This is a genomic window from Streptomyces sp. NPDC015032, from assembly GCF_043080425.1.
Taxonomy (GTDB): domain Bacteria; phylum Actinomycetota; class Actinomycetes; order Streptomycetales; family Streptomycetaceae; genus Streptomyces.
Window position 1 is genome coordinate 189239 of record NZ_JBIBVN010000006.1, and the last position, 21227, is coordinate 210465.

At 71.3% G+C, this 21227-nt stretch carries 14 protein-coding genes and 3 pseudogenes; 10 read left to right on the top strand and 7 right to left on the bottom strand.

Translation table 11 applies throughout. The annotated features are described in order from the left end of the window. Positions 1–45: 45 nt before the first annotated feature. Positions 46–813 carry a GntR family transcriptional regulator gene (locus ACF08M_RS12635; protein ID WP_392185222.1) on the bottom strand — a complete coding sequence of 256 codons (768 nt, stop codon included), beginning with the start codon at positions 811–813 and terminating at the stop codon, positions 46–48. Between the two features lie 293 nt (positions 814–1106). After that, positions 1107–1991 carry an RNA polymerase sigma-70 factor gene (locus tag ACF08M_RS12640; RefSeq protein ID WP_392185223.1) on the bottom strand — a complete coding sequence of 295 codons (885 nt, stop codon included), beginning with the start codon at positions 1989–1991 and terminating at the stop codon, positions 1107–1109. Positions 1992–2110: 119 nt separating this feature from the next. Between ACF08M_RS12640 and ACF08M_RS12645 the strand changes: the two are divergent. The 5 genes and pseudogenes from ACF08M_RS12645 to ACF08M_RS12665 all read left to right on the top strand — a co-directional run. Next, positions 2111–2425: pseudogene (locus ACF08M_RS12645) on the top strand (PLP-dependent aminotransferase family protein); the annotation flags it as partial. An 82-nt stretch (positions 2426–2507) separates the two neighbouring features. Beyond that, the gene (locus ACF08M_RS12650) at positions 2508–4088 is read left to right on the top strand and encodes an alkaline phosphatase D family protein (protein ID WP_392185224.1); all 1581 of its coding nucleotides are present in this window, start codon (positions 2508–2510) and stop codon (positions 4086–4088) included. Positions 4089–4161: 73 nt separating this feature from the next. Next, entirely contained in the window at positions 4162–5535 is a 1374-nt protein-coding gene (locus ACF08M_RS12655; protein ID WP_392185225.1) for an SWIM zinc finger family protein, read from the top strand. Next, complete coding sequence (locus ACF08M_RS12660) at positions 5532–8171, top strand: DUF6493 family protein (RefSeq protein WP_392185226.1); 2640 nt, start codon at positions 5532–5534, stop codon at positions 8169–8171. Before ACF08M_RS12655 ends, ACF08M_RS12660 begins: the two co-directional genes overlap by 4 nt. A 320-nt stretch (positions 8172–8491) precedes the next feature. Further along, positions 8492–9949 (top strand): GNAT family N-acetyltransferase, encoded by a 1458-nt coding sequence (locus ACF08M_RS12665; RefSeq protein WP_392185227.1) that lies wholly within the window; start codon positions 8492–8494, stop codon positions 9947–9949. Here the strand turns inward: ACF08M_RS12665 and ACF08M_RS12670 are convergent. Next, positions 9885–11144: a trans-sulfuration enzyme family protein gene (locus ACF08M_RS12670; protein WP_392185228.1), complete on the bottom strand. Its 1260-nt coding sequence runs from the start codon at positions 11142–11144 to the stop codon at positions 9885–9887. The genes ACF08M_RS12665 and ACF08M_RS12670 overlap by 65 nt on opposite strands. Positions 11145–11203: 59 nt before the next feature. Here ACF08M_RS12670 and ACF08M_RS12675 point away from each other — a divergent pair, with 59 nt between their 5' ends. Both ACF08M_RS12675 and ACF08M_RS12680 read left to right on the top strand, forming a co-directional pair. Then, positions 11204–11710, top strand: a complete 507-nt coding sequence (locus tag ACF08M_RS12675) for an Lrp/AsnC family transcriptional regulator (RefSeq protein WP_392185229.1) — start codon at positions 11204–11206, stop codon at positions 11708–11710. 73 nt (positions 11711–11783) lie between these two features. Next, complete coding sequence (locus ACF08M_RS12680; RefSeq protein WP_392185230.1) at positions 11784–13469, top strand: DUF885 domain-containing protein; 1686 nt, start codon at positions 11784–11786, stop codon at positions 13467–13469. 107 nt (positions 13470–13576) lie between these two features. Here ACF08M_RS12680 and ACF08M_RS12685 read toward each other — a convergent pair. Continuing rightward, positions 13577–13744, bottom strand: a pseudogene (locus tag ACF08M_RS12685) (rhodanese-like domain-containing protein); the annotation flags it as partial. Between the two features lie 5 nt (positions 13745–13749). Between ACF08M_RS12685 and ACF08M_RS12690 the strand changes: the two are divergent. Beyond that, positions 13750–13899 (top strand): annotated as a pseudogene (locus tag ACF08M_RS12690) (Lrp/AsnC family transcriptional regulator); the annotation flags it as partial. Here ACF08M_RS12690 and ACF08M_RS12695 read toward each other — a convergent pair. After that, complete coding sequence (locus ACF08M_RS12695; RefSeq protein WP_392185231.1) at positions 13889–17164, bottom strand: AAA family ATPase; 3276 nt, start codon at positions 17162–17164, stop codon at positions 13889–13891. The pseudogene ACF08M_RS12690 and the gene ACF08M_RS12695 overlap by 11 nt on opposite strands. Continuing rightward, on the bottom strand, positions 17161–18327 hold the full coding sequence (locus ACF08M_RS12700; RefSeq protein ID WP_392185232.1) for an exonuclease SbcCD subunit D: 1167 nt from the start codon (positions 18325–18327) through the stop codon (positions 17161–17163). The genes ACF08M_RS12695 and ACF08M_RS12700 overlap by 4 nt, the downstream gene beginning before the upstream one ends. A gap of 292 nt (positions 18328–18619) precedes the next feature. Here ACF08M_RS12700 and ACF08M_RS12705 point away from each other — a divergent pair, with 292 nt between their 5' ends. Further along, entirely contained in the window at positions 18620–18853 is a 234-nt protein-coding gene (locus ACF08M_RS12705) for a hypothetical protein (protein ID WP_392185233.1), read from the top strand. A gap of 30 nt (positions 18854–18883) precedes the next feature. Then, a complete protein-coding gene (locus ACF08M_RS12710; RefSeq protein WP_392185234.1) occupies positions 18884–20335 on the top strand; it encodes an amidase in 1452 nt (483 codons plus the stop codon). A gap of 137 nt (positions 20336–20472) precedes the next feature. On the opposite strand, the gene ACF08M_RS12715 is transcribed toward ACF08M_RS12710, so the two are convergent. Next, positions 20473–21207: a TioE family transcriptional regulator gene (locus ACF08M_RS12715; protein WP_392185235.1), complete on the bottom strand. Its 735-nt coding sequence runs from the start codon at positions 21205–21207 to the stop codon at positions 20473–20475. Positions 21208–21227 lie beyond the last annotated feature (20 nt).

The following is a 21227-nucleotide window of genomic DNA, read 5'->3' on the forward strand; positions in this document are numbered from 1 at the left end:
ACGGGCCGTACGTGAACCATCTCGGGCGAGTGAGGCCGGACGTGCTCAGGAGGCCTGACGCTCCTGGCTGTGGTGGCTAATCTCCAGGTCACCCGAGTCACCGAAGGTGAGCCGGCAGGTGTCCGCCCGATAAGTGGCGACGGAGAGCGCAGCAATGCCGCCCGCCACGAGGTAGCGGGTGGTGACGACGAGAACGGGGGCGCCGGGAAGCCGGTCGAGCTCCTTGGCGTCGTCGACACGCGCCGAGCCGAGCTCCACCGAACGGTCCTGACCGTCGAGGCCGAGGCGGTGCAGTTCGCGCAGGACACCGCGGGCCCGGGCAGGACCGGACGGGGCGTCGATCGCGGAGAGTTCGGGCACGGACGACGACGGGACGTACAGGAGTTCTGCCGCGACCGCCTGCCCGTGGGTGACCCGGATCCGGCGGACGATGTGCACCGGTTCGTCACCCGCCACGTCGAGTACGGCCACCACCGGCGCCGGTGCGACCGCTGTCGTGCAGTCCACGGGCTGCCATGCCTCGCCCGCGCCGCCGTCGGTCCAGTCGCGCTGTGCCGTGGAGACGGCGACCCCGACGCGCGGCGGGGCGACGGTGGTCCCGACGCCACGGCGGCGTTGCAGCCTGCCTTCGAGTTCGAGCTGATCCAGAGCTTGCCGGAGCGTCGCCCGGGCTACTCCGAACCGGGCGGCGAGTTCGCGCTCGTTGGGCAGGATCTCGCCCACCGCGAAGTCCGAGTCGAGTGCCTCACTGAGCACGGTCTTGAGGTGCCAGTACTTCGGCTCCTGCACCGTTTCCAGCTGCGTGGTCCCCACCCTGTCCTCCGCAATCGCCCAGCGGCTGTTCCGCGATGTTATTTATTAAAGGTTCCTGTCTTAACGTTCAGACCATAGGACGGGACACCCCCTTGGTCAAGACCAATCCTCCTTGGTCACACAGCGAAACAGGTCTCTGCCGCAGAGCGTTCACAGGACGTTCGTGATGCCGTGAGCCGCCCGCAGCACAAGGCCCCGCGACCGGGCGGGCCGCAGGGCTTCGGACATGGGGTCCGGGGCGACCGGAAGCGCTTGTGCCGCGTAAGAGCGCGCCGAGGCGCCGGGCGGCGCGGTCAGTACCCGAGCAGACAAGCCAGCTTGTCCGGATTGCGCACGATATATACGCATTGAATGAGCCCGTCCTTGACGTCCACCTGGAAGACGGAGTCGAGCCGGTCGCCCGAGAACACCAGCAGGCCCGGCCCGCCGTTAAGCTCCAGAGAACGGATGCCTGGGCCCGGGACCTGATCGCGGGTGACGGCCAGCAGGAAACGGCCGACCTTGTCGGCGCTCTCGATAACCCTCAGCGGCGCCTTGGACTTTCCACCACCGTCACCGACGAGCCGCACATCAGGCGCGAGGAGGGCCAGCAGCTCGTCGATGTCGCCGCCCGCCGCCGCCGCGAGGAACCTCTCCGTGAGATCACGGCGGTGGACCGGATCGACGTCGTATCGCGGTTTGCGCTCCTCGACATGGCGCCGCGCGCGTCCCGCGAGCTGGCGCACCGCGGCCTCGGAGCGGTCCAGGGCGATGGCGATCTCCGCATAGGGGAAACCGAAGGCCTCACGCAGGACGAAGACGGCCCGTTCCAGAGGCGACAGCGATTCGAGGACGACAAGCACGGCGACCGACACCGATTCGGCGAGAACGGCCTGTTCCGCGGCATCGGGCACAGCAGGCCCGAAGTCGGTGACCAGGGGCTCCGGCAGCCATGGCCCGACGTACGCCTCGCGCCTCGACTGCGCCTGCCTCAGTCGGTCGATGGCGAGACGGGTGGTGATCCTCACGAGAAAGGCGCGTGCCTCCCTCACATCCTCACGCGACGCCGACGACCAGCGCAGCCACGCCTCCTGCACGACGTCCTCGGCGTCGGCGATCCCGCCCAGCATGCGATAGGCCACCCCGGTGAGAACGGAGCGGTGTTCCTCGAAGACATCGGTCGCGGTATCGGCTGCCACCCCCTCATCCCAGCCGACCCGCCGCACCCTGTCCACCACGAATCGTCCGGCCCCCTTGAACTGCAAGCTACCGAGCGGTATTTGTTGTTGACGAGACGTCTAAATCGCCTTGCGGCACCGCGGCACTGGTGGAGCACTTCCCCGGCACCGAGGTGAACGGGATCGCCGCCGGTCTGTACATCATCGCCCGACTTCCCGAAAGGTACGGTCCCGAACCGGTGTTCATGGCGCGCGTGGACGAGGCCGGAGTGGCTTTGCGGCCACTGAGCGACTTCGGCACCACGCCCTCCGCCGACCAGGGGGTGAGCCTGGTACTCGGCTACGCGCATCTGCCTCCCTCGGACATCGTCGAGGGTGTGCGGTTGCTGGCGGCGGCTCAACGGGACGCGAAGGGACCGGACATCGATGAGGGCCCGGGCCGGGTGTTCACCTGAGGTTGGTGTGCACGACTCCGACGGCCACAAGGGTGGGGGCGGCCGGCCGTTCGTCCGCTGATCACTGCCCGGAGGCGTCCCGATGTCGTACCATCCGCGTATTCCGTCCCTCGATCGCCGTGGTGTGCTGCGCGGCTCGCTCGCCGCATCGGCCGCGCTCACGCTCCCCGTGGTGGGCGCCGCGGCCCCTGCCTTCGCCCTGTCCGGCCGGCCGCGGGCCGCATGGGGTGTGCAGGTGGGCGATGTCACCTCGTCGTCGGCGCTGGTCTGGGTCCGTTCGGACCGCCCGGCCCGGATGGTGGTGGAGACATCGGCGACGGAGTCCTTCCGGCGGACCCGCAGGTGGCACGGACCGCTGGTCGGCCCCGGCACGGACTTCACCGGGACAACACCTCTCTATGCGCTGCCGCCCGGTGAACAGGTGCACTACCGGGTCACGCTCGCCGACCCCGCGGACTCCCGTCGCACCGGCGAGCCGGTGTACGGGACCTTCCGGACCGCGCCCGCCCGGCGCCGGGACGGAGTGCGTTTCCTGTGGTCCGGCGACATCGCGGGCCAGGGCTGGGGCATCAATCCGGACATCGGCGGTTTCGTGGTGTACGAAGAGATGCGCCGTCTCGATCCGGACTTCTTTCTCTGCAGCGGCGACAACATCTACGCGGACGGGGTGATCGAGCCGAGCGTGAACCTGCCCGACGGGCGGGTCTGGCGCAACATCACCACCGAGGAGAAGGCGAAGGTCGCCGAGACCCTTGCGGAGTACCGCGGGAACTTCCGGTACAACCTCCTCGACGAGAACCTCCGGCGGTTCAACGCGCAGGTGCCTTCGATCGTTCAGTGGGACGACCACGAGGTACGGAACAACTGGTATCCCGGGCAGATCCTCGACGACCCCCGCTACACCGAGAAGAACGTCGATGTGCTGGCAGCCCGTTCGATGCGGGCATTTCGCGAGTACTTCCCGGTGTCCACACTGCATGCCTCCGCGGGCGAGGGCCGGATGCACCGTGTGGTGCGGCACGGTCCGCTGCTCGATGTGTTCGTCCTGGACATGCGGTCCTTCCGCAACGCCAACTCCCCGGGCCGGCAACCCGACGACACCACCGGCATCCTCGGCGCCGAACAGCTCGGCTGGCTCAAGCACGAGCTGTCGCGGTCCCGCGCGGTGTGGAAGGTGATTGCCGCGGACATGCCGCTCGGACTGGTGGTCACGGACGGTGCGACGGACTTCGAGGCGGTCGCACAGGGCGATCCCGGAGCACCGCTCGGCCGCGAGCTCCAGATCGCGGAACTGCTCCGGTACATCAAGCACCAACGCATCACCGGTACCGTCTGGCTGACCGCCGATGTGCACTACACATCGGCACAGCACTACGAGCCCAAGCGTGCCGCGTTCAAGGATTTCGCACCGTTCTGGGAGTTCGTCTCGGGACCGCTGGCCGCCGGTCAGTTCCCCGCCAACGCGCTGGACACGACATTCGGTCCCGACCAGGTCTTCGTGCGGGCGCCCGACCGCGCGAACGTGTCACCGATGGAGACTCCGCAGTACTTCGGCGAGGTCGACATCGACGGCCACAGCGGCGAGTTGACCGTGCGGCTGCGGGCGCAGGGTGGCTCGGTGCTGTTCAGCAAGGTGTTGCAGCCGGGGCGCATCGGGCAGTGAACCGGCATGCCCCACCGGGGCCTTGGGCGGTGCTCGAAGGCCGGTTGTCAGTGCCGGGTCCTACCGTTCTTGCATGACCCGATCCGTTCAGGCACTGGCCTACTCGCGCCCGTCCGCCCTGGAGTCCTCGCAGGCCGGTCAGCTCCTCGGCCTGGAGACTTCCGGTGGCCTCACGCCTCGGGGCATCGAGGCCCACCCCCGGTTCTTCTCCGGTTTCCTCACCTCGCCGAGGATCGCCGCCCGCGGCCTGCTGGCCGTGGCGGACGTGGCTTCCGCGCGCTACTACCGGCGCGCCCTGCCCGCGTCGCTCGACCCGATGGTGACGGGCAATGGAGACCGGTTGCGTTTTGAGTCGTTCTCCGGATGCTGCGGTGTGTACGCACGTCTCGATGTGCTGCGGGACGGGCTGGACGGCGCGGAGACGGGTCACGGCACAACAAATGTGGATGTCAACAATCCGCTGCGGGAGGCACTTTCGCGGGTAGCGGGGGACGATCCGCTGCACCTGCGGGTGGGTCCGGACGAGATGGCCGTCACCACCATGGACGGTCCGGTCGTGGAGAAGAAGGTGCCCTTGCCCGACCGGTGGCTCCGCGGTTTCGCCGAGGCGCAGGTGGTGTCCACCGGCTTCGACCTGCGGGCCGAGCTGCCGGCCCCGGAGGCCGTACGGTTCCTGCGTTCGCTGCCCCGCTCGTCGGGGAACGCCTCGCGGGGCGCGCGGTGGGTGGTCCCGGCCGGAAAGACATTGCGGCCGACGACACGGCCGGTGGCGGGTGCGGTGTGTCTGCCGGGACCCGAGCGGCTCGTGGCGCTGCAGCGGGTGTTGCGTCATGCGACATCCCTGCGGGTGTACGGGCCGGTGGCCGACGGAGCGGCGACCGCAAGTGCCTGGGAGGCGGTGCTGCCGGGCATGCGGCTCACCTTCACCCTGTCGCCCGATGCCTCGCGCGGGTTCTCCGGCGAGGGCGGGGTGCTCGAAGCCCTGGCCACCGACGACGCCGCGGCCGACGCCGAGTTGGTGTCCGTCCTGCTGGCCTGGGAGCCACGGATCGAACCCGCCGATCTCGCTGAGCAATCGGGGCTGACGGTGGAGCGGGTACGAGCGGCCCTCACCCGGCTGGGGACCGCGGGCCGGGTCGGTTACGACCTCGCGGACGCATCCTTCTTTCACCGCGAGCTGCCGTACGACGCCGACCGGGCCGAGCGGCACAATCCGCGTCTGGTCGCGGCCCGCCGACTGGCCGGCTCGGGCGCCGTCGTGCTCAACGGGGACACGGCGACTGTGGCCTCGGGAGAGCGTCGCTACCAGGTGAGGGAGAAGGACGGGGTGCTGAGCTGTACGTGCCAGTGGTGGGTCGACTACCGCGGGCGTCGCGGCCCGTGCAAACACGCGCTGGCCGTCCGGATGGTCCGTCGCGGGGCGCCGGTTGCCGGAGGTGTGCGATGAACGAACTGCTCACCGCCGTACGGGAGGGGCGCCAGCGGGACGTGCCCGCTCTGCTGGCCCGGCTCGACGAGTCTCAGCGCAGGGCGGCGCTGGTGGAACTGAAGGCGTTCCACAAGGAGGTGCGGAGCTGGCACTGGCACGAGCAGGGCAGAGTCCGCAAGGCCCTGCTGATCGCCGGGGCGGGCTGTCACACGGGCGCCGCGGGCTGTGCCGCCTGGATCGGCGGCCGGGATCTGCTGGGCTGGACCCGGTCCCCGTACCCGCTGCTCCTCAAAGTCCTGGCGGACCGTCCCCCTGCCTGGATCGGCGATGTCGCGCACCGGCTGGCGGCCCGGACCACTACGGCGGAGATCACTTACGAGCTCATCTCCGAGCTGGTGGAGATCGCCCAGTGCCCCGTACCCACCACGGAGGGCTACGTGCGGGGCTGGGCGGAGACGTCCCCGTGGCAGCGGAAGAATCCGACACCGTCGGTCGACCTGCTCCGGGCCGACCGGCATCTGAGGGTTCTGGTGCCGCGGCTCTTCGAACTGACAACGCTGCCGGCATCCGTGGTCTGGTCCGATGAACCGGACAACCCCGACCGCTGGCCGAGTGCGCTGGCTGTCGTCACCGAGGAGGGCCTGCTGGAGCGGGCGGAACTCGTCGACAGCTGTGTGACCCGGCTGCTGCGCGGCGGGAAGCCCGCCGATCTCCGTTTCTGCCTGGCCGTGTTGCGTCGGCTCGCGCTGACCGAGCAGGAGGAGACCGCGCGGGTCGCCGACTGGGTCGCCATGGCCGCGGACGGGATCTCCAACGTCGCCGGCCATGCCCAGGAGGTGCTCGGGCGACTGGACGGCCGCGGCGAGCTGACCACGCGGGCTCTGGCGGATGTCTCGGGCTCGGTGCTGTTCCGCACCGAGAAGAAGCTGGTGCGGTCGCAGCTCGTGCTGATCGGCAAGGCACTGAGCCGTGAGCCGTCGACGGCCGGTGAGCTGCTGCCGGTCGTCGCGGAGGCCTTCGGGCACGAGGACATCGGCATTCAGGAGCGGGCACTCAAGCTGGTGGCCCGGCACCTGCCCGCCGCCGGTGATCCCGCACGGGAGGAACTCGCCCTGTCGGCCGCACTGCTGAGCCCGGTGCACCGTACGGCGGCGGCCGAGGTCTTCGACGGCCTGCTGGACGAGCAGTCGGCAGTGGAGCCGTACGAGGAGCTGCTGCCGCCCGCTCCGGCGCTGCGGTGTCTGGAACCGGCCCCGGAGACGCTGGCCGAACTCGTCGAGGAGGTGGTGGTCCTGGTGGGGTCCGCACCGCAGGACATCACTTCCTTCGAGCGGGTGCTGGACGGGCTGGTCCGCCATGCCCACACCGACCGGGCGGCGCTGGCCGACGCGCTGCGTGAGGCGCTGGCGGGTCGTTGGTGGCTCGACGACGACCAGCTGCGCAACGGCAGGCGGCGGCTCACCTCGGATGCGGGCATCGAGCTCGTCGTGGCCGTCCTGCTCGGACGGATACCAGTCCAGGCCGTTCAGGACGGGCGTGCCTCCTGGACCGGCACCGGGACCTGCGCCCATGCCGCGCTCGAAGGGGTCATGAAGGCCCGGTTGTGGGAGGCCGCCGACGCCGTGCTGAGCGGCAGCACACCGTTCCTGCTGGCAGTCCCGACCTGGCACACCGGCTCGCTCGACCCTGCCGTGCTCGTCGATCGTCTGCGTACGTACGAGCAGTTCGGGATCCGGCCCGGGAAAGCCGACTTCGCCCAGGCCCTGCTGCGTGTACGACGCGGCGGTCGGCACGAGGCAGCGGCGACGGCCGACCTGCTCGGCACCCCGGAGGCCGACCGGCTGGCCGCCTGGCTGCGGGCCGACGAGCCGCCCGCGCCCGTGTACCGGTTCGATCTGGAGGAGAAGCAGCCCTCGCCCGGCGGCTGGACACGGCGCGTCCTGATGGCCACCGGGGAACGCCCGGTCATCGAGCGGGAGTTCCCTCGTTCCTTCCACTGGCTGGGCCGTCCGCAGGTCCCGCAGCGCCGGTTCTGCTATCACTGGGGCGACCGCCCGTGGCCCTGGCTCGCCACGCTGCCCCATGACGGCGAGTCGCTGGCCGCATGGCTGCTGCCGAACCTCGCGACCTGCACGACGGATGAGAGCCGGTCCATGGCTGAGCCGCTGACCGCGCTCGTCGAACTCGGCGGGCCGGCCGCCGACGCCATCCACCTGTGCGTGGCATACGCGATGGGAGCCCGGTATCCGGAGGACCGGCTGTCGGCGGTGGACGCGCTGCTGACACTCGCGGCCCAGAATCGGCTGGACGCGGCGTTGCTGGGCGAGGAGTTGGCGGTCCTTCTCGAACACAACCTGGTGAAGCCCAGCCGGCTCGCGGACTCCGCCCGCACGGCCGCCGCCACCGGTGCGTACCGGACGGTGCTCTCCGTGCTGGCGGGAGTGCTGCCCGGACTGCCGGCTCACGAGAAGGGGCCTCGCGGCCTGAGTGACCTGCTCTCCGTGACCGCCGAGTGCGTGGAACACTGCGGCCCGATCGGTGCCGGGCCGATACCCGGGCTGGCCGAAACGGCAGCGCGCGGCGGGTCCTCGCAGCTGGTCCGTCAAGCGGTGCGCCTGAAGACGGCATGGGAACAGGTTCCGGGGCCTCGGTGACGGCCGAGGACATCGCGACGTAACCCGCAGCGGCCCGTCCGGACCGGCAGGTTCTGCCCGGGCCGGGCGGTGCCCGCCCGGCCCGATGGCATCCGGCCGGAACCGGAGCCCGCACTCCGGGCCCGGCCCCGAGCCGTCCTGCCGTCGTCTCGGCTCCGGACCAGGAGGAGACCTCCTCCAACCTCCTCCGTACTACTGCGAACAGCAATCAATCAAGACAATAATCCGCCAAAACCGACGATAAGGCGCCAGATCCACACTTAACCCATCAGTCACAGGGTGTTCGTGATCAGGCAACACCACTCGGTCACAGTGACGCCATGACTGATGTGACATCCGCCAGGACTGCCCGCCGCTCCCCTCACTGGCGGCGGGACGTGATCGAACTGGCCGCTGTGTTCACCGCCGTCGCGGTGGCTGACGCGATCGCCAACCTGATCGGGCACCAACCGGACGGACCGTATCTCCTGATCGCCTCGGCCGTGGCGCTGGCCGGGACAGCCGCGTTCCACACCTGGTGGGCACGGCGGCACAGCCACGTCCCGCCGCCGACCGGCTCCGCCCCGGTCACCGATACCGGCAGCACCGACAGCACGACCCCCTACGACGACATCCACAGCGGCCGCACCGCCGTGCCCCCACTCATTCCCACGCCCACCGTCACGGATCCCGGCCCGTCCCCCGAGGACACGGTGCTGTGGCGGATGCGCACCACCGTCCGGGACATCCCGGGCAGTCTGGCCGCACTGTGCGGTGCACTCGCCGGGCACCGGGTCGACATCCTCACCCTGCAGACGCACCCGCTGGCACAGGGCACGGTCGACGAGTTCCTGCTGCGCGCACCCGCCCCCCTCACGGCCCAGCAGCTGAGCCGGACGGTCTCCGCAGCGGGGGGTGGCTCGACCTGGATCGAACGGGCCGACACACACGACCTGGTGGACGCCCCGACGCGCATCCTGGGCCTGGCCACGCGCACGGCCCTGGATGCGGCCGAACTCCCCCTCGCCCTGCGCCAGCTGCTCGGCCGGTGCACCATCCACTCGCTGCCCGCCGTCTCGGCCAACGGCCGCGCAACCGGTGGGACCGCCCCTGTCGAGGGCGTGCTGGAGGAGACGGTGATGCGGCTGCGCGACCCGTCGGGGGGCGCGATCACCATCGAGCGGCCCTGCCTTCCGTTCACCCCGACCGAGTTCGCCCGGGCCCGCGCCCTGGTCGAACTCGACGCCCGGCTGGGCCCCCGCGTCCCGCGCGGCGAGCACGTACTCACGCTCCCCGAGGGCGACGAGATCACCGTGCGCCGCGCGGACCGCAGCGACGTCGAAGCGGCCCGCGCCATGCACGCCCGCTGCTCCGAGCAGACGCTGCGGCTGCGCTACCACGGCCCGGTCCGGGACGCCGACCGTTACCTGGACCACCTGCTGAGTCCCCGCTTCGGCCGCACTCTGGCGGTGCAGACGGTCTCGGGCCGGCTGGTCGCCCTCGGCCACCTCCTCTGGGACGGCGACGAGACCGAGGTCGCCCTCCTCGTCGAGGACGAGTGGCAGCGCCGCGGAATCGGCTCCGAGCTCCTCGGCCGTCTGGTGGCGCTCGCCATCGAGGCAGGCTACGAGAGCGCCTACGCCGTCACCCGCGCATCCAACACCGGCATGGTCGCGGCCATGCGTGCGCTGTCCCTGCCGCTGGACTACCAGATCGAGGCGGGCACGCTGGTCATCACCGCCCGGCTGGATGCGACGCCGGTCCGTTCGCTGCCGCCGTACGAGCAGGCCGGCCACTGACACCGTGCCGATCGGCTCCCCTGCGGCCGTCGGCCTCCGGTGAGCTCAGTGCCTGGCACAGATCGGCCCACAGATCCTCGACGTCCTCCAGACCGACCGACATCCGCAGCAGCCGGTCCCCCACGCCGGACGCCTGCCGGTCTCCCTCGTCCACAATGCGGTGGCTGATGGAGGCCGGATGCTGGATCAGGGTGTCCACACTGCCGAGGCTGACCGCGGGCGTGATGAGCCGTACGGCCGAAATCACCCGGTGCGGATCCCCGTACACCTCGAACGAGACCATCGCCCCGCCCAGCTCCGGATAGTGGACCCGGGCGATACGCGGATCGGCCGTCAGCCTGCGGGAGAGCTCGGCGGCGCTCGCGGAAGCCGCCCGTACCCGGACCGGGAGCGTGGCGAGCCCGCGCAGCAGCAGGTATCCGGCCATCGGGTGCAGCACCCCGCCGGTGGCGAAGCGCACCTGCCGGAGGCGGGCCGCGAACTCCTCGTCGCAGGCGACGATTCCGCCCATCACATCGCCGTGTCCGCCGAGGTACTTGGTGGCGCTGTGCAGCACGATCCGGGCACCGTGCTCGACGGGACGCTGGAGCACGGGCGTGGCGAACGTGTTGTCGACGAGCAGCGGCACGGAACCGCAGGAGTGCGCGATCGCGCGGATGTCGACCTCGGCGAGCGTCGGGTTGGCCGGCGTCTCCACCATCACCAGTCCCGTATCCGGACGGATCGCCGCCGCGATGCCCGCCGGATCGGTCCACGTCACCTCGGTGCCGATCAGACCGGCGCCGAGAAGGTGATCGCTGCAGCCGTAGAGCGGACGGACAGCGACCACATGGCGCAGTCCCATGCTCGCCCGCACCAGCAGGACGGCGGTGAGCGCCGCCATTCCGCTGGCGAACGAGACCGCGCTCTCCGCCCCTTCGAGCCGGGCGAGGGCGGTCTCGAAGCGGGCCGTCGTCGGATTGTCCAGACGTGCGTAGACGGGCGGTCCCTCGAGCTGGGCGCCGGTGGTGGCGAAGGCGTCGATCCGCTCGGCCTCGCCCCTGGAGTCGTACGAGGGGTAGGTGGTGGACAGATCGATCGGCGGGGCGTGCAGGCCGAGCGCCGCGAGATCGTCGCGGCCCGCGTGCACGGCTTCGGTGGCCAGTGCCCTGGACCGGATTGTCGTCGAGGTCGCCGTCGAGGCTTCGGTGTCCATGGCGGAACTCTGAACAAACACCAGGTTGTTGCGGCAATCTCCCGTGCTACGTTCGGCACATGGCCGATTCAATCGTTCTCGATCCGGTGGATCTGCACATTCTGCGACTGCTGCAGAACGATGCCCGGACCACCTACCGCGAACTGGCCGCCGAGGTCGGTGTCGCACCGTCGACCTGCCTGGACCGGGTGACCAGGCTGCGCCGCTCCGGCGTCATTCTCGGCCACCAGCTGCGTCTGGACCCGGCGAAGCTCGGCCGCGGCCTGGAGGCGCTGCTCTCCGTACAGGTCCGTCCGCACCGCAGGGAGCTCATCGGCCCGTTCGTCGAACGCATCAGGACGCTGCCCGAGTCCCGCGCGCTCTTCCATCTGACCGGACCCGACGACTATCTGGTCCATGTCGCGGTCACCGGCACCGCGGACCTCCAACGCCTGGTGCTGGACGAATTCACCTCGCGCCGTGAAGTGGCCCGGGTCGAGACCCGGCTGATATTCCAGCAGTGGGAGTGCGGCCCCCTGCTGCCACCGGCCGCCGGACCGGCCGGGGCGGCCGGGGCGGGCCACTGAGACCGGACGTCCGGCGGGGTGCCGGGACCCAATGGTGGTGACGCGGAGGCCTCCGCCGTACGAGGATGTCCGCATGTCAGACATTCCCAGCAGCGCGCTGCCCCGCCAGGTCGCCGACGCCTACGTCGACGCATTCATCGAGCTCGACCCGATCTCGGGCACCTACCTGGGTGTTGCGGAGAGCTCGCGCCGCCTTCCCGACTTCTCTCCGGCCGGGCAGGAAGCACTTGCCTCACTCGCCCGCACCACCCTGGCGAAGCTCGACGCCTCCGAACGGCTGCCCGGCGCGGACAGCGACGCCGAGCGTCGTTGCGGCCGCCTCCTGCGCGAGCGTCTCACCGCGGAACTCGCCGTCCATGAGGCCCACGAGGGGCTGCGCACGGTCTCCAATCTCTCCTCACCGGCGCACAGCATCCGTGAGGTGTTCACGGTGACACCGACCGAGACCGACGAGGACTGGGCGGCGGTCGTGGACCGGCTGCGCGCGGTTCCCGCCGCGCTGGAGGGCTACCGCGAGTCGCTCGCGCTCGGCCTGGAGCGCAAGCTGTACGGCGGCCCGCGCGCCACCGCCACCTTCATCGGCCAGCTCGACGAGTGGGCCGGCGACGGCGGGACGGGTTTCTTCCACGACTTCGCGGCCGGCGGTCCGGCGTCTTTGCGTACCGAACTGGACGACGGCGCCCGTCGGGCCACGGAGTCGGTCGTGGCGCTGCGCGACTGGATGCGCGAGGTGTACGCCCCCGCGATCGAGGGCGCACCGGACACGGTGGGCCGTGAGCGGTACGCGCGCTGGTCGCGCTACTTCAACGGCACCGATCTCGACCTCGACGAGGCGTACGCGTACGGCTGGTCCGAGTACCACCGACTGCTCGCCGAGATGAGGACCGAGGCCGAGAAGGTCCTGCCCGGCGCCGGTCCCTGGGAGGCGCTCGCCCATCTCGATGTGCACGGCAAGCACATCGAAGGGGTCGACGAGGTCCGGGCCTGGCTGCAGAACCTGATGGACGAGGCGATCGAGGCGCTCGACGGTACGCACTTCGAACTCGCCGAACGGGTGAGGAAGGTCGAGTCCCACATCGCCCCGCCCGGCGGCGCCGCCGCCCCGTACTACACGGGCCCGTCCGAGGACTTCTCCCGCCCCGGCCGCACCTGGCTGCCCACCATGGGCGAGACCCGCTTCCCGGTGTACGACCTGGTCTCCACCTGGTACCACGAGGGTGTACCCGGCCACCACCTGCAGATCGCTCAGTGGACGCATGTCGCCGACAGCCTCTCCCGCTATCAGGCGTCGATCGGCGGTGTCAGCGCCAATGCCGAGGGCTGGGCACTGTACGCGGAGCGGCTCATGGACGAGCTGGGCTTCCTGCCGGACGCCGAGCGCCGCCTCGGCTATCTGGACGCGCAGATGATGCGTGCCTGCCGGGTGATCGTGGACATCGGCATGCACGCGGAGATGGAGATTCCGGCCGACTCCCCGTTCCACCCGGGCGAGCGGTGGACCCCCGACCTGGCCCAGGAGTTCTTCGGAAACCACAGCGGCCGTCCGGCCGACTTCGTGGAGAGCGAACTCACCCGCTATCTCTCGATGCCGGGGCAGGCGATCGGATACAAGCTGGGCGAACGCGCCTGGCTGCTCGGCCGGGAGAACGCCCGCAAGGCTCACGGCGACGCGTTCGACGCCAAGGCCTGGCATATGGCCGCGCTGTCGCAGGGGCCGCTCGGCCTCGACGATCTCGTGGACGAACTGTCCAGGCTCTGACCCATTGCCCGCCCCTTCTCCCCGCCCCGCCTGTCTTCCGCACTCCCCGAGGTACGCATCGGCGGGAGCGGCCGGGGCGGGGCGGGGCACCCGTCCGGTGCGACCGGTCAGCAGCCGCAGTCGGCGGAGTCGACGGGTGCGGTGAGCGGGTCGGCATCGCGCCGTTCGCGCCCCTTCCGGGTCTCGAACGCGAAACCCTCGCGCACCCAGTACTCGAACCCGCCGAGCATCTCCTTGACCTGATAACCGAGTTCGGCGAGGGCGAGCGCGACACACACTCCACCATCGCGACGACTGCTTCGTACTGAAGGTCACCGCCCGCTCGATGAGTCACCTGGAGGCGGTCTCGGGGAAGATCGGCGCACTCGGCTCCGTGACCACGAGCGTCGTCTGCTCCTCGCCGCTCCCCCGGCGCGCCGTCAGCCGCTGACCGCGCCCGCGGTGCGGTGCCGTACCGCCGATCCGTGCCGTTCCTTCACCACTTCCAGCTGTGCCGGGATGCGGCGGCGCAGGTCGGCGACATGGCTGACGATGCCGACGCTGCGGTCCCGTTCGCGCAGTGAGTCCAGCACGTCGAGCACCTCGTCGAGGGTCTGGTCGTCCAGGCTGCCGAAGCCCTCGTCGATGAAGAGGGTGTCCAGCCGTACGCCGCCGGCCTCGTCGGTGACGACATCGGCGAGGCCGAGCGCGAGGGCGAGCGAGGCGAAGAACGTCTCGCCGCCCGAGAGCGTCGCCGTGTCGCGTTCGCGGCCGGTCCAGGCGTCGACGACATGCAAGCCGAGACCCGATCTGCGGCCTCCGGTGCGGGCGTCGGAGTGGACCAGCGTGTAGCGGCCGGACGACATGCGCTCCAGCCGTACGGTGGCCGCGGCGGCGACCTGCTCGAGCCGGGCGGCGAGCACGTAGGACTCCAGACGCATCTTGCGTTCGTTGTCCGCGGAGGTGCCGGCGGTGAGCCCGGCCAGCCGTGCCACCCGGTCGTACTCCTCGCGCAGCGGCCCGAGCCCGCGTACCTCGTCCGTGGCGCCGCGCGACAGCCGGCCGAGCTCGGCGCAGCGCTCACGTGCGGCGGCCAGAGCCACGGAGGCGCCCCGCAGCGATCGTTCGGCGGTGTCGTACGCGGCCTGCGCGGTGTCCACCGCGGCCGGCGGGCCATCGGCGGCGGCTCGGCTCGCGGTCTCGGCGAGACGATCGGCGACGGCGGCCGCCTCGGACTGCCAGGCGTCGATCAGGCGCTGGAGACCGCGCTGTTCGGCGTCGGTCAGGAGGGTCGCCGCCGCGGCCTGCGGAGTGTCGAACCCGGCCCGGAACGCGGCGTCCGCGAGTCGGCCGTCGGCCTCCTTGCGGCGCTGTGCGGCCGTCTCCTCCTCGCGCACCGCCGCGACGGTCGCGGCGAGCAGACCGACCCGGCGCGCCAGCAGCTCGGCGTGCTCGGCAACGCTTGCGGACTCTCCTCGGGCGGCCGCCAGCTCGGCTTCCAGCACGGCTTGTTCACGGTCCAGCCCCTCCCGCAGGGAGGTACGGGCCGCGGCCCGGCGCTCGGCCAGTTGCCGGCCCTCCAGGCGCTCGGCATGTTCCCGCTCGGCGGCAGCGAGGGCCTCGCGCGCCGCGTGCATTCCGCCGGCCGCCCGGTGCGCCCCGGCGTGCTCGCGCGTCAGCTTCTCGACGAGCGCGGCGAGTTCGGCGACGGTGGGATCGGGCGCGGGCCCGGCGACGGAACCGGGGACGGATTGTTCGGCGCGGGCCGCGCCGGTGGCGACTGCCTCGGGCCCGGCAGTCGGCGCGGACTCGGACGGCGTGGTTGCGCCACCCCCGGCGACTGGCGCGGGCACGGCCGGTACAGCGCCGGCTCCTTCGGCCGCGGACGCCGGCACGACCGATGCGGCGCCGATCCCCCCGGCCGCCCGGTCGGCCGCGGCCGGTACAGCGACATCGGCGCGGTCCCTCTGCTGCGGCACCGCCGACTGTGCGGCGGCACGGGCCGCCAGGTGTTTCTCGCGTACGACCCCGAGCTCCCGGTCCGCCTCCGTGCGCGCCGCCTCGGCCCGCCGGTACGCGTCGAGGGCCCGCTCCTCGGTGGCCCGGTCGACATGGCCGTCGCCCGCGCGGGCGGGCCTGGGGTGGTCGGCGGAGCCGCACACCTTGCAGTCCTCGCCCTCGACCAGCTCGGCGGCCAGCTCGGCGGCGATGTCGCGCAGGCGTCGTTCGCGCAGCTCCAGCCATGACTCATGGGCGCCCGAGGCCTGTTCACGGGCCGCGGCCAGTCGCTCGGCGGCGGCCGACACCCGGATGGCGAGCGCGTCGCGACGGCGGGCCGCTTCCAGCCGTGCGCGGGCCGGCTCCAGCCGGCCGACGAGCTGTTCGGCGCGGGTCGCGGCCTCCTGGGCCTCCTCGATGCGCAGCCGCAGTTCGTGCCGGGTGGCCTCCCACCCGGCCAGCCAGCCCTTCGCTTCGTGGATCAGCTCGTCATCGGCCCGGGCCTGACGCTCCAGCCCGGCCCGCTCGGCGTCGATCTGCGCACTGCGCCGCTCCGCGCGCTGCGCCGCGTCGAGACCGCCCAGCTCCTGGCGGAGCCTTCGCTCCAGTTCCGCCAGCTGTTCGGCCCCGGCGTCGGCCAGGGGGTCGGGCAGCAGCGCACGGGCGGTGTCGCGGGCCTCGTGGGCCGCGCGGTACGCGCGCTCGGCCTCGTCGCGCAGTTCCAGTGCCGGAGCGACGAGGTCCGCTTTGCGGGCCCGCGCGAGCCGTTCTCGGTGTCGGTCGTGGTCGGGGCGGCCGGCTTCGAGTGCGGCGGCACGGCGCCGCGTCTCCTCGTACCGCTGCTGGAGCGCGGCACGTTCACGTTCACCGTCGAGGGCCAGTCGGGCGGCCGACTGCCGGCCTTCGGCCATGGACAGTACGGACGCGGCGATGTCGAGCCGTTCCCGGGCATTGCTGCGGGCCGCCGCGGCCCATTCCAGCACGCCGTCGGCCAGCCCCGGTTCGCCGGGCTGGATGTCCGGCAGCGGCGATTCGTGCGCGGTCGGCCCGGCGGCCTGGGCGATCCGCTGAGCGATCGCGAGGGTACGTTCGTCCCCGGCCCTGACCTGCGCCTCGGCGGCACGGCGCAGTTCGGCGAGGCGCTCCTCGACGGCGGCGAACCGGCGGGTGTCGAAGAGTCTGCCGAGCAGTTTGCCGCGCGCCTCGGCGTCCGCGCGCAGGAAGCGTGCGAAGTCGCCCTGCGGCAGGAGGACCACCTGACAGAACTGGTCCCGGCTCATGCCGATGAGCTGGGTGATCTCCTCGCCGATCTCCTGGTGCGAGCGGCTCAGCGGCCGCCAGCCGTCGTCGGGGTCGTACTCCCGCAGCCAGCTCTGGGCCTTCTCCGTCGTGTAGCCGCTGCCCTTCTTCTTGGGGCGGGGCTGCGCGGGGCGCCGGGTGACTTCGAGCCGTCGGCCGCCGACGGTCAGTTCCAGCTTGACCTCGGTGGGGAGGCCGGCCGGGGCGTGATCGCTGCGCAGCGAGGTGCCGGAGCCCTGGCGGGCGCCGGGCACCGCGCCGTACAGCCCGTAGCAGACGGCGTCCAGGACCGAGGTCTTCCCCGCGCCGGTCGGCCCGTGCAGCAGGAAGAGTCCCGCCGAGGAGAGGGCGTCGAAGTCGATGTCCTGGGTGGCGCCGAACGGCCCGAAGGCGGTGAGGGCGAGCCGGTGGAGTCTCAACGGTTCACCTCGCGCGCACTGTCGTCCACCCGCACATGGTCGAAGGCACCGCGCAGCACCGTGCGCTCCAGCTCGTCCGCCGGGGCCCCGCCCCGCACATGCGCCACGAAATCCTCCGCGATCTGCTGGTCGTCGCGCCCCTTGAGGCGCTGTGCGTACGAGGCGAGCGGGTCCTCGGGGGCCCGGTCGGGTTCGAATACGAGGCGGAGTGTGTGCGGGAACCGCTCGACGAGACGGGCCATCGGCTCGACCGGGCGCACCGGGTCGGTGAGCGTGGCCTCCACCCAGGAATCCTGGTGGTGCTCCAGCGCGGGGTCGTCGACGAGGGTGTCGAGGCGGCCGCGGAGTCTGGCGAGCGGGCGGGGCACCGGGCAGTCGATCCGCTCGGCGTCGACCGCACCCGAGGCGTCGAGGTCGATCAGCCACATCGTCTTGCGATGGGCGGCCTCGGAGAAGGAGTACGCGAGCGGCGAGCCCGAGTAGCGGACCCGATCGGTGACGGTCTGACAGCCGTGCAGATGCCCGAGCGCCGCGTAGTCGACGCCGTCGAAGACTCCGGCGGGGACCGCGGCCACCCCGCCGACGGTGATGTCGCGCTCGCTGTCGCTGGGCTCGCCGCCCGCGACGAAGGCATGGGCGAGCACCACGGACCGGGTGGTGTCCGGGCGCTTCGCGAGATCGGCGCGCACCCGGTCCATGGCCGCGCCCAGCACCGCCTCGTGCCCGGCCCGCTCCGCTTTGAAGACGTCCTTCACCAGGGCGGGTTCCAGGTAGGGCAGACCGTAGAACGCCACATCGCCATGTGTGTCGCGCAGGACGACGGGGGTGGCGCAGTGGGCGGGGTCGGTGCGCAGGTGGATTCCGGCCCGCTCGATCAGACCTGCGCCGACGCCGAGTCTGCGTGCCGAGTCGTGGTTCCCGGAGATCATCACGGTGGGCACACCGGCGGCGGCGAGCCGGTGCAGCGCGTCATCGAAGAGCTCGACGGCGGAGAGCGGCGGAACGGCCCTGTCGTACACGTCACCCGCGACGAGGACCACGTCCACCTCGTGCGCGCGCACCGTGGCCACCAGGTGATCCAGATAGGCGGCCTGGGCCTTGATCAGGGAGACCCGGTGAAACGACCGCCCCAGGTGCCAGTCCGATGTGTGCAGAATCCTCAATGCAACGCTCCGACCTGCACGTTTCCCCTTACTCCGCTCCCAGAACCAGCACCGGACCAGCACCGGCCCCACCACCGTCGCCAACTACGCTAGCGCCGGTCGGCACCTGATCCGTCACGGACCTCAGTCTGCCACTGGCGTCCGGGGCGGGAGGGCGATGGCTATCGGTTGCCCTCCGGATCGTCGATCGGCCCCGCCGGCGCGGAACTTCCAGGAGTGAAACCCTGGCGGCGCAGGTGACCTTTCCGTCCGGAGGAGGCCACAACGGGTGTGATCCGGGTCATGGGCAACGGTGTCCGATCCAGCACACCTGGCGATCTGCGTCGTGAAGGTGCCCGCGACGACGTCGGTTCACAGCCTCGCGAAGTACGCGCGGGTGTCCGACGAAGGTCTCCTGAACTCCCAGGACGACACCGACCCCGCCGCGCGTCGCCATCGCCGGCGGTCGGGCGAACTGTCTGCGGCCGGAGAGGAACACGACGAGTATGGAGACATCAATCCCGTTGCGCGAAGCGGTATTTCATGACCTGTTCCAGAGGCCAGTACGGTCGGATTCATGGAGTGGATTCTTCAAACGGCTGAAAATCTCGCGGCTGCCTTACGTGCTGGTGACGTGACCTCGGCGGAACTGACCGACGGGGCGATCGCCCGGATCGAGCGGGACGACAAGGCGATCAACGCGATCTGTGTGCCGGACTTCGACCGTGCGCGGGCCGCCGCGCGCGGTGCCGACCAGGCGCGCGCCCGCGGCGAGGACCGGCCGCTGCTCGGCATTCCGGTGACGGTCAAAGAGTCCTACAACATCGCCGGGCTGCCCACGACCTGGGGCATGCCGCCGCACCGGAACTACGTTCCGGCCGAGGACGCGGTGCAGGTGTCGCGGCTCAAGGCCGCAGGCGCGGTGGTGCTCGGCAAGACCAATGTGCCCTTGGGGCTGCAAGATGTGCAGAGCTTCAACGAGATCTACGGCACCACCAATAACCCGTGGGATCGCGGTCGCACGCCGGGGGGATCCTCCGGCGGATCAGCGGCGGCCCTGGCGGCCGGGTTCGGCGCGCTCTCCATCGGCTCCGACATCGCCGGTTCGTTACGCACCCCCGCACATTTCTGCGGTGTCTACGCACACAAGCCGACACTCGGGCTGGCGGCGAACCGCGGTATGGTCCCGCCACCCGCACCGGCCTTGCCGGCCGAGCCCGACCTCGCCGTCGTCGGTCCGATGGCGCGCACGGCCCGCGACCTCACGCTCCTGCTCGACGTCATGGCCGGGCCGGACCCGCTGACGCTCGGTGTGGCGCACGACTTGACGCTGCCGCCCGCGCGCCACGAGCGGCTCTGCGACTTCCGGGTCCTGGTCCTCGACAAACATCCGCTCCTTCCGACCGGGTCCGCTGTGCGGGCGGGCGTGAACCGGGTGGCCGACGCGCTTGTCGACGGCGGCGCCCGCGTCGCACGGCACAGTCCGCTGCTGCCCGATCTGGCCGAAGCCGCGATGCTCTACACGCAGTTGCTGTTTTCGAGCTCCCCTGCGCGTTTTCCCGTCGAAGCGTACGAGCAGCTGCGGACCCGCGCCGCCGGACTGGGCGCGGACGACCAGGGTCTCGATGCGGCGCGGCTGCGCGGCATGGTGTTCAGCCACCGCGAATGGATCGAGGCGAACAGCCGTCGCGAGCTCCACCGCCACGGCTGGCGGCAGCTCTTCGCCGAGTTCGACGCCGTGGTGTGTCCCATCACGCCCACTCCCGCGTTCCCGCACGACCACAACCCAGATCCGAGGGAACGCCGGATCGACATCGACGGCGTCGAGTACCCGTACTTCGACCAGCTCGTCTGGGCCGGTCTGGCCACCATGCCCGGCCTACCCGCCACCGCCATACCAGCGGGCCGGTCCCCCGAGGGTCTGCCGGTGGGAGTGCAGCTCATTGGTCCGATGTTCGAGGACCGCACCCCGCTGCGGCTGGCCGAACTGCTCGAGCAAAGGATCGGCGGCTTCCAGGCACCGAAGTAGGGCGTACCACCGGGTGTCCGTCGAGGACGAGGTGATCAGCGGGCTGTGGAGACGCCTCCATACGGTCCTCCCGGACGACACGGCCGGGAGGCGGTGCGGGCCGGCAGCGTGCGCACAACCCGCCGGCGGCCGAAGTCTCATCCGTGCCCGCGGAGGTACGCCTCCAGCTCGGCGGCCCCGGTCAGCATCGCCCGCCCTCGGGCGGACAGCCGGCCGCGCCAGTCGCGCAGTGCGGCCTCCAGCGGCTCCAGTCCGCCGGCCGCGTGCACCTGGGCGATCAGTGGGGCGATCTGCTCCAGCAAGTAGCCGCCCCGCCTGAGCTGGTGGGCCAGTCGGGCGTCCCGTACGTCGGCCTCGTCGTAGACGCGGTACCCGGTCGACGGGTCGCGGCGCGGGCGCACCAGCCCGGCGCGCTCCCATGTGCGCAACGTCGCGGGCCGGATTCCGAGCGCCTCCGCCAGCGGCCCGATGAACGTGCCGCCGGGCCCGCCCACCACCGCGTCGGGTCCGGACACGGCAATGGGCGCCAGGTCGCGGAGGGCACTCTCCACGGCCTGGAGTGTCCGCCGGTCGTCGAGTAGCTGGGCGTGACTCTCGTCGATGAGGCGGAACGCCTCATCGACCGCGCCCTCGTTCACGGCCCGCATGATCGACGTCGCCGTCTGGTGGCCGTGGCCGGACAGCAGGGCGAGGAACGCGCCCAGGGCCCGCGCGTGCAGCGGGGTGTAGATGCGGTAGCCGTGGGGGGTGCGACCGGCGGCCGGAAGGATGCCGGCCTCCTCGTAGTTCCTGATGGCCTGCGTGGACAGGCCGTGCCCGCGCGCCAGGTCGACCGGCCTGAGTCGCTCGCCGGTTTGAAGGTTTCGTCCCACATTCCTGACGATAGCGCGGG

Bases quoted from the DNA above. Each gene is read 5' to 3' on its own strand.
- ACF08M_RS12650 (WP_392185224.1), top strand. From the start codon at position 2,508: ATGTCGTACCATCCGCGTATTCCGTCCCTCGATCGCCGTGGTGTGCTG.
- ACF08M_RS12655 (WP_392185225.1), top strand. From the start codon at position 4,162: ATGACCCGATCCGTTCAGGCACTGGCCTACTCGCGCCCGTCCGCCCTG.
- ACF08M_RS12660 (WP_392185226.1), top strand. From the start codon at position 5,532: ATGAACGAACTGCTCACCGCCGTACGGGAGGGGCGCCAGCGGGACGTG.
- ACF08M_RS12665 (WP_392185227.1), top strand. From the start codon at position 8,492: ATGACTGATGTGACATCCGCCAGGACTGCCCGCCGCTCCCCTCACTGG.
- ACF08M_RS12670 (WP_392185228.1), bottom strand. From the start codon at position 11,144: ATGGACACCGAAGCCTCGACGGCGACCTCGACGACAATCCGGTCCAGG.
- ACF08M_RS12675 (WP_392185229.1), top strand. From the start codon at position 11,204: ATGGCCGATTCAATCGTTCTCGATCCGGTGGATCTGCACATTCTGCGA.
- ACF08M_RS12680 (WP_392185230.1), top strand. From the start codon at position 11,784: ATGTCAGACATTCCCAGCAGCGCGCTGCCCCGCCAGGTCGCCGACGCC.
- ACF08M_RS12710 (WP_392185234.1), top strand. From the start codon at position 18,884: ATGGAGTGGATTCTTCAAACGGCTGAAAATCTCGCGGCTGCCTTACGT.